The organism is Hymenobacter ruricola, assembly GCF_015694525.1.
Lineage (GTDB): Bacteria > Bacteroidota > Bacteroidia > Cytophagales > Hymenobacteraceae > Hymenobacter > Hymenobacter ruricola.
This window is the reverse complement of the sequence record NZ_JADQDM010000010.1, coordinates 143,339-157,995: the sequence shown is the minus strand read 5'-3', so window position 1 is coordinate 157,995 and position 14,657 is coordinate 143,339. Positions and strand designations below refer to the sequence as shown.

Annotated in this window: 17 protein-coding genes; 9 read left to right on the top strand and 8 right to left on the bottom strand. The window is 61.8% G+C overall.

Features of this window, described 5'->3' with window-relative positions; translation table 11 throughout:
- Positions 1–63: 63 nt before the first annotated feature.
- From I2H31_RS17845 to I2H31_RS17835, 3 genes are read right to left on the bottom strand one after another with little or no spacing between them, the layout of a single operon-like run.
- Positions 64–678, bottom strand: coding sequence for a hypothetical protein (locus tag I2H31_RS17845; protein ID WP_196294417.1), 615 nt, complete (start codon positions 676–678; stop codon positions 64–66).
- Positions 679–716: 38 nt separating this feature from the next.
- The gene (locus I2H31_RS17840) at positions 717–2,111 is read right to left on the bottom strand and encodes a T9SS type A sorting domain-containing protein (protein WP_196294416.1); all 1,395 of its coding nucleotides are present in this window, start codon (positions 2,109–2,111) and stop codon (positions 717–719) included.
- Between the two features lie 33 nt (positions 2,112–2,144).
- Positions 2,145–3,551, bottom strand: coding sequence for a T9SS type A sorting domain-containing protein (locus tag I2H31_RS17835; protein WP_196294415.1), 1,407 nt, complete (start codon positions 3,549–3,551; stop codon positions 2,145–2,147).
- Positions 3,552–3,981: 430 nt separating this feature from the next.
- On the opposite strand from I2H31_RS17835, the gene I2H31_RS17830 reads away from it, so the two are divergent.
- The 4 genes from I2H31_RS17830 to I2H31_RS17815 all read left to right on the top strand — a co-directional run bounded on the left by I2H31_RS17830 (position 3,982) and on the right by I2H31_RS17815 (position 6,943).
- Complete coding sequence (locus I2H31_RS17830) at positions 3,982–4,371, top strand: hypothetical protein (RefSeq protein ID WP_196294414.1); 390 nt, start codon at positions 3,982–3,984, stop codon at positions 4,369–4,371.
- A 60-nt stretch (positions 4,372–4,431) separates the two neighbouring features.
- The gene (locus I2H31_RS17825; RefSeq protein ID WP_196294413.1) at positions 4,432–4,656 is read left to right on the top strand and encodes a hypothetical protein; all 225 of its coding nucleotides are present in this window, start codon (positions 4,432–4,434) and stop codon (positions 4,654–4,656) included.
- Between the two features lie 161 nt (positions 4,657–4,817).
- Positions 4,818–6,185, top strand: coding sequence for an AAA family ATPase (locus I2H31_RS17820; protein ID WP_196294412.1), 1,368 nt, complete (start codon positions 4,818–4,820; stop codon positions 6,183–6,185).
- A 14-nt stretch (positions 6,186–6,199) separates the two neighbouring features.
- Entirely contained in the window at positions 6,200–6,943 is a 744-nt protein-coding gene (locus I2H31_RS17815; RefSeq protein WP_196294411.1) for an HNH endonuclease signature motif containing protein, read from the top strand.
- A 6-nt stretch (positions 6,944–6,949) separates the two neighbouring features.
- Here the strand turns inward: I2H31_RS17815 and I2H31_RS17810 are convergent, their stop codons facing one another.
- The 5 genes from I2H31_RS17810 to I2H31_RS17790 all read right to left on the bottom strand — a co-directional run bounded on the left by I2H31_RS17810 (position 6,950) and on the right by I2H31_RS17790 (position 10,106).
- The gene (locus tag I2H31_RS17810) at positions 6,950–7,411 is read right to left on the bottom strand and encodes a DUF4268 domain-containing protein (RefSeq protein WP_196294410.1); all 462 of its coding nucleotides are present in this window, start codon (positions 7,409–7,411) and stop codon (positions 6,950–6,952) included.
- A gap of 91 nt (positions 7,412–7,502) precedes the next feature.
- Complete coding sequence (locus I2H31_RS17805) at positions 7,503–7,910, bottom strand: hypothetical protein (protein ID WP_196294409.1); 408 nt, start codon at positions 7,908–7,910, stop codon at positions 7,503–7,505.
- A gap of 208 nt (positions 7,911–8,118) precedes the next feature.
- Complete coding sequence (locus I2H31_RS17800; RefSeq protein ID WP_196294408.1) at positions 8,119–8,748, bottom strand: uridine kinase family protein; 630 nt, start codon at positions 8,746–8,748, stop codon at positions 8,119–8,121.
- A 160-nt stretch (positions 8,749–8,908) separates the two neighbouring features.
- Positions 8,909–9,496, bottom strand: a complete 588-nt coding sequence (gene rdgB / locus I2H31_RS17795; protein WP_196294407.1) for an RdgB/HAM1 family non-canonical purine NTP pyrophosphatase — start codon at positions 9,494–9,496, stop codon at positions 8,909–8,911.
- A 151-nt stretch (positions 9,497–9,647) separates the two neighbouring features.
- Positions 9,648–10,106 (bottom strand): hypothetical protein, encoded by a 459-nt coding sequence (locus I2H31_RS17790; protein WP_196294406.1) that lies wholly within the window; start codon positions 10,104–10,106, stop codon positions 9,648–9,650.
- A gap of 204 nt (positions 10,107–10,310) precedes the next feature.
- Between I2H31_RS17790 and I2H31_RS17785 the strand changes: the two genes are divergently transcribed.
- From I2H31_RS17785 to hemC, 5 genes are all read left to right on the top strand, one after another.
- Positions 10,311–10,580, top strand: coding sequence for a type B 50S ribosomal protein L31 (locus tag I2H31_RS17785; RefSeq protein ID WP_196294405.1), 270 nt, complete (start codon positions 10,311–10,313; stop codon positions 10,578–10,580).
- Positions 10,581–10,745: 165 nt separating this feature from the next.
- On the top strand, positions 10,746–11,954 hold the full coding sequence (locus I2H31_RS17780) for a GlmU family protein (protein WP_196294404.1): 1,209 nt from the start codon (positions 10,746–10,748) through the stop codon (positions 11,952–11,954).
- 1 nt (position 11,955) lies between these two features.
- Positions 11,956–12,495: a hypothetical protein gene (locus I2H31_RS17775; RefSeq protein WP_196294403.1), complete on the top strand. Its 540-nt coding sequence runs from the start codon at positions 11,956–11,958 to the stop codon at positions 12,493–12,495.
- 6 nt (positions 12,496–12,501) lie between these two features.
- Complete coding sequence (locus I2H31_RS17770; RefSeq protein ID WP_196294402.1) at positions 12,502–13,641, top strand: DNA polymerase III subunit; 1,140 nt, start codon at positions 12,502–12,504, stop codon at positions 13,639–13,641.
- Positions 13,642–13,684: 43 nt separating this feature from the next.
- A complete protein-coding gene (hemC, locus tag I2H31_RS17765) occupies positions 13,685–14,611 on the top strand; it encodes a hydroxymethylbilane synthase (RefSeq protein ID WP_196294401.1) in 927 nt (308 codons plus the stop codon).
- The last annotated feature ends 46 nt before the right edge of the window (positions 14,612–14,657 follow it).

Below are 14,657 nucleotides of genomic sequence, written 5' to 3'. Positions count from 1 at the left end.
ACGCCCCGCTCTTTTTTGCTGTCATTACAGAAGAAATATACGTCCTTCTTCTGTCCATCATTCCTAGACCACCTCAACCATTCCCCCATAGGTGGGGTCGGTGTTGTAGAAGTTGGTGGCGTGTACGTTGATGCGTTTGGGGAAAAATACGGCCTGCATTTTAAGTGGGTTCCCGCTGGGCAGAGACATCTGGTAGTAAAAGTTCGACAAGGTGTGGTCCAACGCTCCCGGTTGAAAGCTTGCGGCGTTGCTATAAAAATCAGTGTTCACATTTTTGGGAAAGCTCAGGCCGGGAGGATGGATGCCATCTTCTTGTGGCCATGGGTTACTACCATTAAGGTCATAATAATCAGGTGACTGTATGTTGACATCATTATCAAATCCAGCAAAAATGACCAAGACTTTCAAGACTCCCCGTGGTGTGAGGGCACCGCCATAAGTGCTGGATTTTGCCGGAGTGCCGCCGGGAGGAATAGCACTGACTTGAGAGGTCCTTGTTCCGCCACCGGCCGGCGCGCCGGTAAGCATACTGCCCGCCGGTGGCAGCGTTGGGTAACAGTTAGTGTAATGTGGGCCGGGAAGCCCATCACCGGGTTCCTGCGCTTGGACGCTGGCATTAGGTAGCAGGCCCGTCAAGAGCAGCACCAGTGGGGAAAAAAACCGGGTAAAGTGCCTCATAGTCGTGTGGGGTTTGAAGGTGGATGAAACAGGAGAACCTATTTTATTTCTAGGCGCAGGGTCTGGGCGGTGCGGCGCAGTGGGTCGGCGACGCGCAGCAGGTAGAGGCCGGCGGGCAAGCCGCTTAGGGAAAGGCGGGCGCGGGGCCCGCCAGCGAGCGCGCCGGTTCTCACTTGGCGGCCCAGCATATCGAAGAGCATCCAACTGCCACCGAGCGGGCGGGCATCCCCGGCCTCCAACGTTACCTCGCCGGCGGTGGGGTTGGGGTAGGCCGTGAGGCGGGCCGCTACCTCGGCGGGGGCGCGGGTGGGCAGCAGGCGGTCCCAGTTGCGGTAAGCAAAGAAGATTTGGTCGCCCCCGCCGACGGTGCCCTGGTCGGTGCCGGCGGCCACCACGTAGTGCCCGGCCGGGGTCAGGGCCAGGCCGGCCACGTTCTCGTCGCTTCGCAGGCTCACCAGCAGTGTGTCGCGCAGGCGGTTGCCGTTGCGGTCGACCAGCACCAACGACAGGTCGTTGTCGTGGCCGTTGTAGCGCGTGCCGGCGGCCAGGTAATTGCCATTGGGCAACTCCACGAGGCGGCTCAAGCCCAGGCCGACGCCGGCTAGCTGGTAGGACCGGCTCCAGAGGCTGTCGCCCTGCACGGTGAGCTCGGTGATGCTGCCGCCGATGCCCAGCAGGTTGCCCCGGGAATTGAGTTGCAGCCGGCCGGGGAAGAAGCGCCCCCGCAGGCGCTCGAATTGGTACACCCCCTGCTCATTGACCGTGATGTATTTGGTGCGCTGGGCGGGAAACGTGTTCGGCGCGGAAATGACCAGGTAGCCGTTGGGTACGGCCACCAGGTTTTGCAGCGACCCCTGGACGGTGGGGCTGTAGGTAACGACCGCGGCCAGGAGCAAGGCGCCGGCAGGAGAGTACTTGAATAACGTGGGCAGGGCAGCCATATCACCGACGGCCACATAAGAACCGTCGTTGCCCAGCACCAGGGTGGCCAGGGCGCTGGCGTTGGCACCAGAGCTGCGCACGGTGCGGGTCCAGAGCGTGTCGCCGGTGGCGGTAAGCTTGACCAGCAGCCCTTGGTTTACCGAAAAGCCACTGACCGGAAAGGTAACGGCCGAGACGACGAGGTTGCCGGCCGCGTCGACAATCAGGCCCCGGGGGTAGAGGACCTGGACCTGGCGGAAGTTCCAGCGCTTGGTCCAGACGGTGTCGCCCTGGTAGGTGAGCTTGCTCAGGTACAGGCTTTGGTCGGGCAAGGAGGTTTGGTTGCCCGACTTGCCCGCCGTGACGAAGCCCCCGGCCACGGGCACCATGTACTCGGCCGTTTCGTCGTTGCCGGCCGTGCCCACCGTGCGCTGCCACAGGAACTGCGCCCGCGCCGGGGCCGCGCCCAGCAAGGCGGTCAGCAGCAAACAAAAGGAAAGTAGTTTTTTCATGGGGTCGGAAGTGAATGGAGGGAAACAGCAGGATTAGGCGATTTCAATGCGCAGTGTCTGGGTGGTGTGGCGCTGGGAATCGGTGACGCGCAGCAGGTAAAGACCAGTAGAGCGAACGGCTAGCGCGAGGCGGGCGCGGGCCTGCCCCGGCAACTGACCGGTTTGCACCGGGCGGCCCAGCACATCATAGAGCACCCAGGCGCCGGTGAGAAGGTGGGCGTCGCCCGCTTCGAGGGTGAGCTCGCCGGCGGTGGGGTTGGGGTAGGCGGCGAGGCGGGCGGCCACCTCAGTTGGGGCTCGGGTAGGGAGCAGGCGGTCCCAGTTGCGGTAAGCGAAAAAGAGTTGGTCGCCCCCGCCGACGGTGCCCCGGTCGGTGCCGGCGGCCACCACGTAGTGCCCGGCCGGCGTGAGGGCCAGGCCGGCCACGTTTTCGTCGCTTTGCAGGCTCACCAGCAGCGTGTCGCGCAGGCGCACCCCGTTGCGGTCGGTCAGCACCAGGGCCAGGTCGTTGTCGTGGCCGTTGTAGCGCGTGCCGGCGGCCAGGTAGTTGCCGTTGGGCAACTCCACCAGGCGGCTCAGGCCCAGGCCGACGCCGAACTGCTGGTAAGACCGGCTCCAGAGGCTGTCGCCCTGCACGGTGAGTTCGGTGATGCTGCCGCCGATGCCCAGCAGGTTGCCCCGGGAATTGAGTTGCAGCCGGCCGGGGAAGAAGCGCCCCCGCAGGCGCTCGAATTGGTACACCCCCTGCTCATTGACGGTGATGTACTTGGTGCGCTGGGCGGGAAACGTGTTCGGCGCGGAAATGACCAGGTAGCCGTTGGGCACGGCCACCAGGTTTTGCAGCGACCCTTGGACGGTGGGGCTGTACGTGAGGACCTGGGCCAGCAGCAGGGCCCCGGTGGGGGAGTACTTGAACAAGGTGGGCAGCGTGGCCAAATCGCCGATGGCCACGTAGGAGCCGTCGTTGCCCAGCACCAGGGTGGCCAGACCGCTCACGTTGGTGCCGCTGCTGGCCACGGTGCGGGTCCAGAGCGTGTCACCGCTGGGCGTAAGCTTGACCAACAGCCCTTGGCGCGGGAGAGAGGAATTGGGCGGAAAGGTAATGGCCGACACGACGAGGTTGCCGGCCGCGTCCACAATCAAGCCTTCGGGGTAGAAGACTTTGACCTGGCGGAAGTTCCAGCGCTTGGTCCAGACGGTGTCGCCCTGGTAAGTGAGCTTGCTCAGGTAGAGGCTTTGGTCGGGCACGGTGGTCTGGTTGCCGGACTTGCCCGCCGTGACGAAGCCCCCGGCCACGGGCACCATGAACTCGGCCGTTTCGTCGTTGCCGGCCGTGCCCACCGTGCGCTGCCACAGGAATTGCGCCCGCGCCGCGGGAGCCGCGCCCAGCAACAGGCAACCACTGAGGAAAAAGAGCAACAGGTGATAAGGATGTTTCATAAAAAGGGGAAAAGGTGAAGCAGCGACGAGCAACGCCCGCCGAAAACGAACGGATGCCAACACCGGAGGGCCGCCAATGGCAGCCCCGGGAAGCGAAAGCAAAGCCCAAAAAGAAAACGTTACGGGTCGGAAGCCGACAAGCAGCGTGCAAACGAAGGTGCACGAACGCTAAGTGCTCGGCCAAAAGGCGCCGAGAGCCGAGAGTTCGGTAGAAAACTCGGGATGGCCAGGGCGGTGGAAGGCGCCCGGGCCGGCCGCAACGGAAAGACGCTGGCCAGCAGGCCAAATATATCCCAAAAGAGCTGATATATGCTATGATGAAATAAAAACTTCACAAAGAGTTTTTCGCCTCCCCTAATGCCGAAAAAAAGCGCTACCATTACGGGCCGTCCGCTACTCGTCCGGTGTCACTTTCTTACCTCTACACGTTATGGATGCCCGCGAAGAGAAACAATACGCCATGACCACCGTGCTGGTCCAGTTCCTGGCCGATAACGCCGAGGCCATTGGTGCCAGCGAAGTGGCCGCCGACATCCCGCCGGCCTACCAGCGCCTGACGGCCGCCGTGGGCGCCGCCCCCGTCAACACCAAACCTACCACCGCCCAGGCCACCAGCGCCCGCACCGCCCTGCGCAAGGCCCTGCCCGTGGTGCTGGGCCCCCTCACCAGCATCGCCACCAAAACCAACGACCCCGCCCTGCGCGCCCGCGCCACCCTCAACGACGGCCAGCTGCGCAAAATGCGGCCCGAAGAGCTGCGCGACGTGGCCGGGGCCCTGCTCGACACCGCCGACGCCCGCGCCACCGAACTGAAACCCTAAGGCCTCGGCCCGGCGCTGCTGGAGCAGCTGCGGGGCCTGCACACCGCCTTTGCCGGCACCGTGCGCGGCACCAGCACCCTCATCGACCAGCGCAGCCAGGGCAACGAAGCCGCTTCCGACCTGCTGAGCGAGCTGATGCAGCAGATTTACGAACTCGACAAACCCATGGCCGTGTTTCGCCTGCTGCACCCCACCCTCCATTCGGCCTACAAAAAGGCCCGCCGCGTGGGCCGCGTCGGCCGCAAAAACAAAGGCGGCGACCCCGGCGCCATATCTGCCGCCTAAAGCCCGCCCGTTTGGGCAAGCCCAGTAGCAAGAAGCCCCGGCCGCAACGGCAGCCGGGGCTTTTTTCAGATTTCGCTACTTTTGAGAAATCCCTATTGCCCGCAGTTGACGCCAACGGATGCTCTGTTTTGCTCAGCGCAGTGCTTTTAGGCTGCCCCACGATGAAAATAGAACGATTAGAGTTGCACAATTTTCGGTTTTTTGCCAAGGGCACCTTCTCGTTTCCCGCCCCGTTCACAGTACTGATTGGCGAAAACGGACGCGGCAAATCGGCCTTGTTGCACGGGCTTCGCATCGCGGCAGGTGCTTGGCTGTTGGGCTTTAAGGAAACCGAGCGGCTACACATCGAGCCGGAAGACATTCGGCGAGTGGAAACGGATACGCGGTTCGTGCCGCAGTTTCCGGCGGTGGTACGGGCCACGGGGATAGTAGAGAACCAACTGGTGACGTGGGCCCGGCAGCGCAACGATTTTAAAGGCGGCCTGGGCCGCACCGGCTGGGCCGAAGCCAAATCCCTCATCGACTTGGCCCGGCACAGCGACGAGCAAACCAACGCGGCCCGTCAGGAAATTGCCTTGCCGGTACTGGTATACTTCAGCACGGCCCGGCTGTGGGTGGGGGCCAAGAAGGCAGTGGCGCTGAAAACCAAGGGCTCTAAAATCCAGGATGGCTACGCCCAAGCCCTCACGCCCGACCACAAGCGTAGCGGGCCTGCCAGCCGCACGGTAGCCTTGGGCTGGATGAAGAAGATGTATCTGAAAATGCTGGAGGAGCAAGCCGCCAGTTTTCAGACCCTCAATTATGAAGGCCCTGCCAGCCTTTCAGAATTAGAGAAGATGAAACAACTTTTTGGGCATTCTGCCGCCGCTGTGCTGCTTGGCGCCGTGTTCCAGGCCATTACTACGTGCGTGCCTGACTGGACTTACCTGAGTTGGGATTTGGAAAACGACGACCTCTCCGGCCTCTACCGCCGCCCGGATGCTGAGCCCGAGCGCGTGCCGCTTTACTATTTGAGCGACGGCTTGCGCACGATGGCCGGCATGGTGGCCGAAATTGCTTACCGCTGTGCCATCCTCAACGGGCATTTGGGGGCCGCTGCCATCCGCGAAAGCAGGGGAGTGGTGCTCATCGATGAGCTGGACATGCACCTGCACCCCAACTGGCAGCGCCATGTGGTGCGTGACCTGAAACTCGCCTTTCCGAACTTGCAATTCGTGGTGACCACACACTCGCCGTTTATCGTGCAGTCACTCGACAGCCTGGAACTCATCAACCTAGACCATCCCAGCGATGTGCAGCCCAAAGACCTGCGATTGGAAGAAGTAGCGACCGAAGTGATGAACGTGGACAGCGCCTTGAGCATTGAAAATGAACAGGCCGAGCAGCAAGCATTAGGGTATTTGCAGCGCCTGCACGCCGCTGACCAAGCCACCAGCGTCGAGTTGGCTACCTTAGAAGAAGCCGTTGCTAACCCAGGGCTGCGCGCCATTCTGCGCATGGAGCGTTTGCTGAAGGAAGCCAAGTCATAACCGCTCAGATAAATATGCGTCCTGTAGAGCGCGGCCCCATCCCCGTCCTGGCCGATGGCACCACCAAAACGGTTAAAGATTACAAAGACTGGCGTTTTGATTTAATTAATCAAATCGGGAAGTATTGTAGCTATTGCAATATGCCCTTGTACGACAGCCCCCAGGTGGAGCACGTCGCTCCGAAGTCGCCAGTCCCCGGGCTGGCATTGGCATGGGATAACATGCTGCTAGCTTGTGGGGCCTGCAATTCCATTAAGAACGATAGGTCGTGCTCGTCTGCCACGCACTTTCTGCCCGATTACCACAACACGCATTTAGCCTTTGCGCAGGCAGTGCGTTCCCACCGCAAGTTGCCGGCAAGCAGCGCTGCGGTCGTCGTGCCACGCCCCGGATTGCCTGCGCTCAAGTTTCCCAAGGCCAGTGCCACAATCGCGTTATGCGGCTTGGCCCGTGTCGAACAAACCGCCACACAGATGCGGCGGGCCTCCGATTTGCGATGGCTCTACCGATTTGAAGCGTGTGAGTTAGCTACTCGCTACCGCGCCGCGTGGGATGCACTGCCTGCCGCTTTCGAAGCTCAATTTCTCGCCTGCTTGCACGACTTGGCGCGGGCGATTGGTTTCTTTTCGGTGTGGTTTGACTCCTTTTATGACGTGGTGCCTGTCAAGCAGATGCTCATTGGAGCCTTTCCCCACACGGCGAATTGCTTCCCTGCCCCTAGCTACGACCCCGTCGTACGGGTAACCGGCGACTTGTAGCCGCTGCTACTTCAGCGCCTCAAACGTGTACTGCGCGTCGGCCCAAAAGGCGTCGAGGGCGATGATGCGGGGCTTGAAAAACGAAATCAGCTTCGGCCAGTCGTCGCGGTTGAACACATTTACCGGGCTGAGGTCGGTGTAGATGCAGCTCAGCGGCAGGCCCTGCGCGTCAATCATGTCCGGGTCCCACACCCATTCCTCGCCCAGCGTTTCGTGCAGCACGGTTTTCAACTCCCGAAACTGCTCAAAAAACAGCTCCCGAATGCCTGCGTCCGGGTGGTTCATCTCAATGGCAACGTAGGCGCGGCGGTTGTCGGCCTGCATCCGGAAATACAGGTGCTTGATGCCCGTTTTGTAGTTAATCCAGTTGGTCGTTTCGCCTTCGGCCGAGGGCACCGGAGCCATGTATTGCCCAAAAGCCGTCCAGAAGGCCTGGCGCAGCTGGGTGGCTTCCGCTTTGCTATACATTGGATTTGATTATGAATTAAAAATTATGAATTATGAATTCGATGGCAGGGCCGCTAGCCCCAATTCATAATTCATAATTACTAATTCATAATTATAAGGGCGTTGCCCACCAGCCGGCTTCGTTGCTCTGGATGGCCACGCCGCCCGCGTTGTGGTAGTATTCCTGCACGCACTCCTTGAAGCCGGGGTTGTTGGTGCTGGCAAAGCACACGGCGTGGTCGGCGGTGGGCAGCGGGCCGGTGTGCACGGCAAACACGCTGCCGCGCTCGGCCTTGGTGATGATGAGGTAAGTCGTGTCGTTGAGCTTGCCCAGGCTCGCGTCGAACACCTGCCCGTAGGCGTTGTCCGGCGTCACTTCCACCCGGTAGGCGGCGTTGCCGGCCGGGTGCTGCAGGATGCCGGCCTGCCCGTTTTTGTCGCAGCTCAGCAGCCCCAGCGCGCTCGCCGAAGCAACGATGACAGTGGCCAGTCGGCACAGAAAGTAAGGAGTGCGTTTCATAAGCAGTAAAGCAAAAGGTGACTACCCGGCCCGGGCCCCGCCGCCCGGCCACGAATGGGCCGCACCGGCCGCCCATCCGAAATTTCAGGTCCAAGATAATCTGTTTTTACTTCCATTTCATGAAGTGGCCAAAAAAAGCGGGCCGGCCGGGGCCCACCCCAGCCGGCCCGAAGCCTCTTCAATGGCCGGTAAGGCCGTATTTTTCCGCTTATTGCTGCGCGGCGGCCACCTTGCTTTGCAGGAAGCCCACCAGCACCTCCAGCCCTTTCTCGAAGTGGCGGTTGTTGGGAATCACGATGTCGGCGTAGTGCTTGTAGGGGGCAATGAACCGCTCGTAGGTAGGCGCCACGTGGTGGGTGTAGCGGTACAGCACGTCGGCCAGGTCGTAGCCCCGCTCGTCGCGGTCGCGGATGATGCGGCGGTGCAGCTTCACGTGCTCCTGGGCGTCGATGTATACCTTGAGGTCGAGCAGCTCGGCAATTTCCTTGAAGTGAAACACGAAAATGCCCTCCACCACCACAATGGGCGCCGGCCGAAACACGAGCTCTTTGGGTGTGGCCGCGGCGTTGTTGAAGGTGTATTCCTTGCGGCGCACCTCGTGGCCCTGGCTGATGCGCAGCACGTCGTCGGCATAGGCCACGGCGTCGATGCTGGCGGGCAGGTCAAAGTTTTCCACGCCCTGGTCGTCGCGCAGTTGCTTTTCGCGCGGGTGGTAGTAGTTGTCCTGCGAAATCAGGCAAATCTGCTCTTCGGGGAAGGCGGCCAGGAGCCGGCGCAAAAACGTGGTTTTACCAGAAGCGCTGCCGCCGGTGATGCCAATTAGATACGGGGTGTGCATAGCAGGCAAAGGTAACGCGTGGCGCAATGAGGAACGAAAATAAAGAACGTCATGCTGAGCGCAGCCGAAGCATCTCGCGTGCCGCCACCAATCAGTTAGCATTGCGGTAGAGATGCTTCGGCTGCGCTCAGCATGACGTTCTTTTTCCTCTATTTATAGATTAAGCGGAGCGTAAAAACGCCAACAGCCCCGCCACGGCCCGCGCCCGGTGGCTGATGCGGTTTTTCTCGGCCCCGCTCATTTCGGCGAAGGTCCGTCCGTCGCCTTCGGCCGGCACAAACACCGGGTCGTAGCCAAAGCCGCCCGCGCCGCGGGCCTCCTCCGTGATGTGGCCCCGCACCTCGCCCGCAAACTCGTGCACGCGGCCATCGGCCCGGGCCAGGGCCACCACCGTGCGGAACCGCGCCGAGCGGTCGGCGGCGCCGCGCAGCTCCTGCAGCAGCTTGGCCACGTTGTCTTCGGCCCGGCGCTGGGGCCCGGCGTAGCGCGCCGAGTACACGCCCGGCTCGCCGTTGAGGGCGGTCACCTCCAGCCCGGTATCATCGGCGAAGCAGGCCACGCCGTAGTGCTGGCGCACGTATTCGGCCTTCTGGCGGGCGTTGCCTTCCAGCGTGTCCTGGGTTTCGGGCAGCTCTTCGGCGCAGTCAATGTCGGCCAGGCTCAGCAGCGTGAGGCCGGCCGGCAGCAGCGGCCGGATTTCAGCGAGCTTGTGGGCGTTATTGGAGGCGAAGCAGAGTTGGGTGAGCACAGGGGCTGGAAAAATTAGGTGGAAAAAAGAACGTCATGCTGAGCGCAGCCGAAGCATCTCTACCGCGCAAGTAAATAAATTACTCGTGCACGCGAGATGCTTCGGCTGCGCTCAGCATGACGTTCAGATATACGTTCTAAAAAACAGTTGCCTACCGAAACATCGACTTGATGGTGCCCCAGGAGCGCTGCACGGCGCTGGGCGTGCCGGCCAGCACCGTGAGGTAGCTCTGGTCGCCGTTGGGGCCGTGCACCGTGAGGCGGTACGTGAAGGGCCCCCCGGCCGAAGGCGTGGGCGTGCCGGGCGTGCTGCCGGGCACCGTGCGAAACACGTTGGCGTCGTAGTACTGGTAGCGGCGCTGCCCGTTGGGCACCACGCTCGCCACGGTGGAGTAGCCGGTGTCGGTGGCCGATTTGCGGGCCAGCTCGAAGCCGGTGACGTCGGCTTCGGTGCTCACTTCCCAATCCACGCGCACCCGCGTGTTTTCGTAGGCGGCGCTGAAGGTGAGGAGCGACGCGGCCACGGCCCACACGGCGCTGCACAGCACCAGCAGCAGAGCTGCGGGGCCGGAGCGGCGGAACAGACGGCGAACGAGTACGGGTTTCAGCACGCGCGACGGGCCAGCCCCGAAGGAGGGCCGGATTCAAATGTACAAACCTTTTCAGAAAGTCAACAGGCTCAGTCGCACGGCTTGGCAAAGCCGGGCCGCCGGAAAATGTTGGCGCCGGGGTTGGGTATTTCCGAGCTAAGCCGTACTTTTGCAGTCCCTTCCGCAAAATCGGCAGGGTTCAACCGGTAAAACCGACCCCTCGATATGAAAAAGGACACCCACCCCGAGTACCAGGAAGTCGTATTCCAGGACTCTTCTTCGGATTTCAAGTTCATCACCCGCTCCACGATGAAGCCGACCGACACCATTACGATGGAAGACGGCAAGACGTACCCGCTGGTGAAAATTGAAGTGAGCTCGGCCTCGCACCCCTTCTACACCGGCAAAAACATGTTCATCGACACGGCCGGCCGCGTGGAGAAATTCCGCAGCCGCTACGCCAAGAAAGAGCAGAACAGCGCCAACAAAGAATAGCTTTCTTTTGAGCTGTTAGCCTTTAGCTAATAGCCGTTAGCTTTTTGAAAACTCCTTCCGGTGCCGCCGGGAGGAGTTTTTTTATGCCAGCTGCGAAAGCGGCGGCTGTAAATTTGCCTCTTACAAAAGCTAACAGCTAGCAGCTATTAGCTAACAGCTAAAACAATGCGCGTTCTGCTTTTCGACGACCCGGCCATTCGGCCGCACCTGCTGCCTTTCACCTTCACGCGGCCCGTGGCGGCGCTGCGCTGCGGCATCCTCACGCTGGCCGAAAAGTGGCAGCGCCGCCTGGGCGTAGAGGCCGTGGGCTACCTCACGCAGCCTTACCTGCAAGCCAAGTTTCCGGCGGGCGACGTGAGCGGCGCGGCGCTCATCGTCAACGGCGCGGTGTGCCCCGACGACCTGCTGACCCGGCAGGTGCAGGCCCTGCGGCCCGGCCAGGCCCTGTATTGCGACGAACTGCTGGTAGCGGCCCACGTGGCCGATGCCTCGCTGGTGGCCGAGCTCATTCAGGACGGCATCCCCGAAACCCGGCAGGTGGCCGAGCCCGTGACGGTGATTGACCGGCCGTGGCAGCTGTTTCTGCGCAACGGCGTGGAAATCCGCCGCGACTTTGCGCTGCTGACCCAGGGCCGCACTTCGCAGCCCGTCGGCGACGCGCACACCATCGTGTACGGGGCCGAAAACATCTTCATTGAGCCCGGAGTGAAAATCCGGGCCGCCATTCTCAATGCCGAGGACGGCCCCATTTACCTGGGCAAAAATTCGCAGGTGCACGAAGGCGCTGTCATTAGAGGCCCGCTGGCCTTGTGCGAGGGCTCGCACATCAACGCCGGCGCCAAAATGCGTGGCGACAATACGGTGGGTCCTTTCTCGAAAGTGGGCGGCGAAGTGGGCAACAGCATCCTGCTGGGCTACAGCAACAAGGGCCACGACGGCTACCTGGGCAACTCCGTCATCGGCGAGTGGTGCAATCTGGGGGCCGACACCAACACCTCCAACCTCAAAAACAACTACGCGCCCGTCAAAATTTGGAGCCACGCCGCGAGCCGCTTCGTGGACACCGGCCAGACCTTCTGCGGCCTGATGATGGGCGACCACAGCAAGTGCGGCATCAACACCATGTTCAATACCGGCACGGTGGTGGGCGTGGGGGCCAACATTTTCGGGGCCGGCTTCCCGCGCACGTTCATCCCAAGCTTCAGCTGGGGCGGCGCGGCGGGCTTTGAAACCTTCAAGCTGCACAAAGTAGCGGAAGTGGCCGAGCGCGTGATGGCCCGCCGCAACCTGCTGTATGATGCCGTGGAGCAAGGTATTATGAAGGAGGTGTTTGCGGCGACGGAGGGGGACCGGATTTGGGAGAAGGCGAAGTAGAATGAAGCCGTACCGCGTCGAATATGTGCAATTAGCGGGTTGGGAAGCCGACGAGGTAGGACTATGGGTGACTGAAAACGACGAATGGCTACTGCTCCGCTACATTCCAAACGATTATAGGATTGACGGCTACGTGTTAGTAGTGAAGGAGCACATCGTATCGCGCAAGCCGCACCGCGACCGAAAGCAAGTAGAACAGGTGCTAAAGCTGAAAGGCATTCGGCCCGAAGTGCCGCCAGAGTTTACTTTTTTAGGATTGGTGGAAATGATACGCTGGGTGGAGCAGCATTATGGCTTAGTGGAATTTACAGACGAAGAAGAATGCAGCTTTTTTGGCTGGGTGAATGAAGCCGACGCGGTGCATTTGTGGATGAACACACTCTCGCCAAACTGTACGGTGCGCGTGCGCGATAACGGCAACCCGCCTTTCGTGCTTTCAGAAATTCAACTCGTCCGCTTCGATTCCGATTATTTCAATTCCCTCAAGCTGCTCTGGCAACACAAGTCGCGTCAGAAACTTTTGAAACCAAGCGACAATTAAACGCCCGTGCTTTTCAACGACATTCCCAACCAGTCCGCCGTCAAAGCCCTGCTGCGCCAATCCGTGCAGCGGCAGCACGTGGCGCACGCCCAACTGTTCCGGGGTAGCGAGGGCGGCGCGGCGCTGGCCCTGGCCCTCGCCTACGCCCAGTACCTGAACTGCGAAGACCGCGCCCCCGGCGCCGACGACAGCTGCGGCCACTGCCCGGCCTGCACCAAAACCGCCAAGCTGGCCCACCCCGACCTGAACTTCATCATGCCCGTGACCACCACCAAAACGGTGGCCAAGGACGCGGTGAGCAGCAAATTCATGGCCGAGTGGCGCACCTTCGTGCTCGACAACCCCTACCAGGGCCTCAACGACTGGATGCAGCACATCGGGGCCGAAAACAAGCAGGGCAACATCAGCAAGGACGAAGCCGTGCAAATCCTGAAGCTGGTGAGCCTGAAAGCCTTCGAGGCGCGCTTCAAAATCGTTATTCTCTGGCTGCCCGAGCTCATGCACCCCGCCGCCGCCAACGCCGTGCTCAAACTGCTGGAAGAGCCGCCGCCCGCCACCATTTTCCTGCTGGTGAGCCACGCGCCCGAGCAGCTGCTGCCCACCATTATGAGCCGGGTGCAGCCGGTGGTGGTGCGCCCGTTTTCCGAAGACGACATCACGGCTTACTTGCACGCCCACTACAAAGTGCCCGAAGCCAAGGCCCGCCAGGTTGCCCAACTGGCCGAGGGCAGCCTCGGCGCCGCCCTGGCCAGCCGCGACGCCAACGCCGACCACGACTACTTCGAGTTCTTCGTGAAATGGATGCGCCTGTCCTACAGCCAAAAGGCGGCCGACATCCTCAAGCAAAGCGAGGAATTTCAGAAGCTGGGCCGCGAAAGCCAGAAAGAGATGCTGAGCTACTCGCTGGGCCTCGTGCGCAAGGTGCTGCTGTTCGGCATCGACCCGAAATTTGTGCCGCACCTGCCCGCCGGCGAACAGGATTTTGTGACGAAGTTTTCCAAGCTGGTCACGCCGCGCAACGCCGACCTGCTCAGCAAAGAGCTGACCGACGCGCATTACCACATCGAGCGGAACGCCAACCCGCGCATGGTGTTTGTGGATAGCTCGCTTCGGATGGGCGGCCAGCTCCGCTTGGCGCAAGGATAAGGATAGGCGGCTGGTCTGTTAAATGTTAAATGATAATTGTTAAATGAAAATCCGCCTCGCCACCCGCGCCAGCCGCCTTGCCCTTTGGCAAACCGAACACGTGGCCGCGCTGCTGCAACAAGCCGGTTTCGACACCGAAATCGTGCCCATGCAAACCACCGGCGACGCCGTGCAGGACCGCAGCCTGGCCAAAATCGGCTCGAAAGGCGTGTTCACCGAAGAACTGGAAAACAGCCTGCTCCGCGGCGAAACCCACCTGGCCGTGCACTCGGCCAAGGACGTGCAAAGCAGCATCCCGCGCGAGCTGGAGCTGCTGGCTTTCCTGGAACGCGAGCAGGTGAACGACGTGGTACTCAGCTTCAACGAACATTTTTCGCTCGACAAGCCCGGCATTGTGCTCGGCACCAGCAGCACGCGTCGCAAGGCCCAGCTGCGCCGTTTCTATCCCCACGCCGAAACGGCCGAAGCCCGCGGCAACCTCCAAACCCGCCTGCGCAAGCTCGAAGAAGGCCAGTTCGACGCCCTGGTGCTGGCCTACGCCGGCGTGCACCGCATGGGCTACGAGCACCTGGTGCGCCACACGCTGCCCGCCACGCAATTCGTGCCCGCCACCGGCCAGGGCAGCATCGCCGTGGAGTGCGCCGCCGCGCTCAACGACGACCTCAAGGCCCGCCTCAAAGCCGCCCTCGACCACCCCGCCACCCACACCTGCCTGCTGGCCGAGCGCGCCTTCCTGCACACCATGGAAGGCGGCTGCAGCATTCCCTCCTTTGCGTTGGCCACGCTGGAAAACGGCCGCCTGCGCCTGCACGGCGGCCTCATCAGCTTGAGCGGCGAAGAATACGTGGAGGAAATCCAGACCGCCGACTCGTCCGCCGAGGCGCACGCCCTGGGCGTGGCCGTGGCCGATGCCGTGCTGGCCCGCGGTGGCCGCGAAATCCTGGCCAGCATCCGCGAGCACCGCGGGTAGCCGGGGCGTAGCGGCCGCCGGCTGCCGCAGAATATTAGTTTTGCTC

Excerpts from the sequence above, each read along its gene's own strand:
- I2H31_RS17845 (WP_196294417.1), bottom strand. The coding sequence starts at position 678 with ATGAGGCACTTTACCCGGTTTTTTTCCCCACTGGTGCTGCTCTTGACG.
- I2H31_RS17840 (WP_196294416.1), bottom strand. The coding sequence starts at position 2,111 with ATGAAAAAACTACTTTCCTTTTGTTTGCTGCTGACCGCCTTGCTGGGC.
- I2H31_RS17835 (WP_196294415.1), bottom strand. The coding sequence starts at position 3,551 with ATGAAACATCCTTATCACCTGTTGCTCTTTTTCCTCAGTGGTTGCCTG.
- I2H31_RS17830 (WP_196294414.1), top strand. The coding sequence starts at position 3,982 with ATGGATGCCCGCGAAGAGAAACAATACGCCATGACCACCGTGCTGGTC.
- I2H31_RS17820 (WP_196294412.1), top strand. The coding sequence starts at position 4,818 with ATGAAAATAGAACGATTAGAGTTGCACAATTTTCGGTTTTTTGCCAAG.
- I2H31_RS17815 (WP_196294411.1), top strand. The coding sequence starts at position 6,200 with ATGCGTCCTGTAGAGCGCGGCCCCATCCCCGTCCTGGCCGATGGCACC.
- I2H31_RS17810 (WP_196294410.1), bottom strand. The coding sequence starts at position 7,411 with ATGTATAGCAAAGCGGAAGCCACCCAGCTGCGCCAGGCCTTCTGGACG.
- I2H31_RS17805 (WP_196294409.1), bottom strand. The coding sequence starts at position 7,910 with ATGAAACGCACTCCTTACTTTCTGTGCCGACTGGCCACTGTCATCGTT.
- I2H31_RS17800 (WP_196294408.1), bottom strand. The coding sequence starts at position 8,748 with ATGCACACCCCGTATCTAATTGGCATCACCGGCGGCAGCGCTTCTGGT.
- I2H31_RS17785 (WP_196294405.1), top strand. The coding sequence starts at position 10,311 with ATGAAAAAGGACACCCACCCCGAGTACCAGGAAGTCGTATTCCAGGAC.
- I2H31_RS17780 (WP_196294404.1), top strand. The coding sequence starts at position 10,746 with ATGCGCGTTCTGCTTTTCGACGACCCGGCCATTCGGCCGCACCTGCTG.
- I2H31_RS17775 (WP_196294403.1), top strand. The coding sequence starts at position 11,956 with ATGAAGCCGTACCGCGTCGAATATGTGCAATTAGCGGGTTGGGAAGCC.
- hemC (WP_196294401.1), top strand. The coding sequence starts at position 13,685 with ATGAAAATCCGCCTCGCCACCCGCGCCAGCCGCCTTGCCCTTTGGCAA.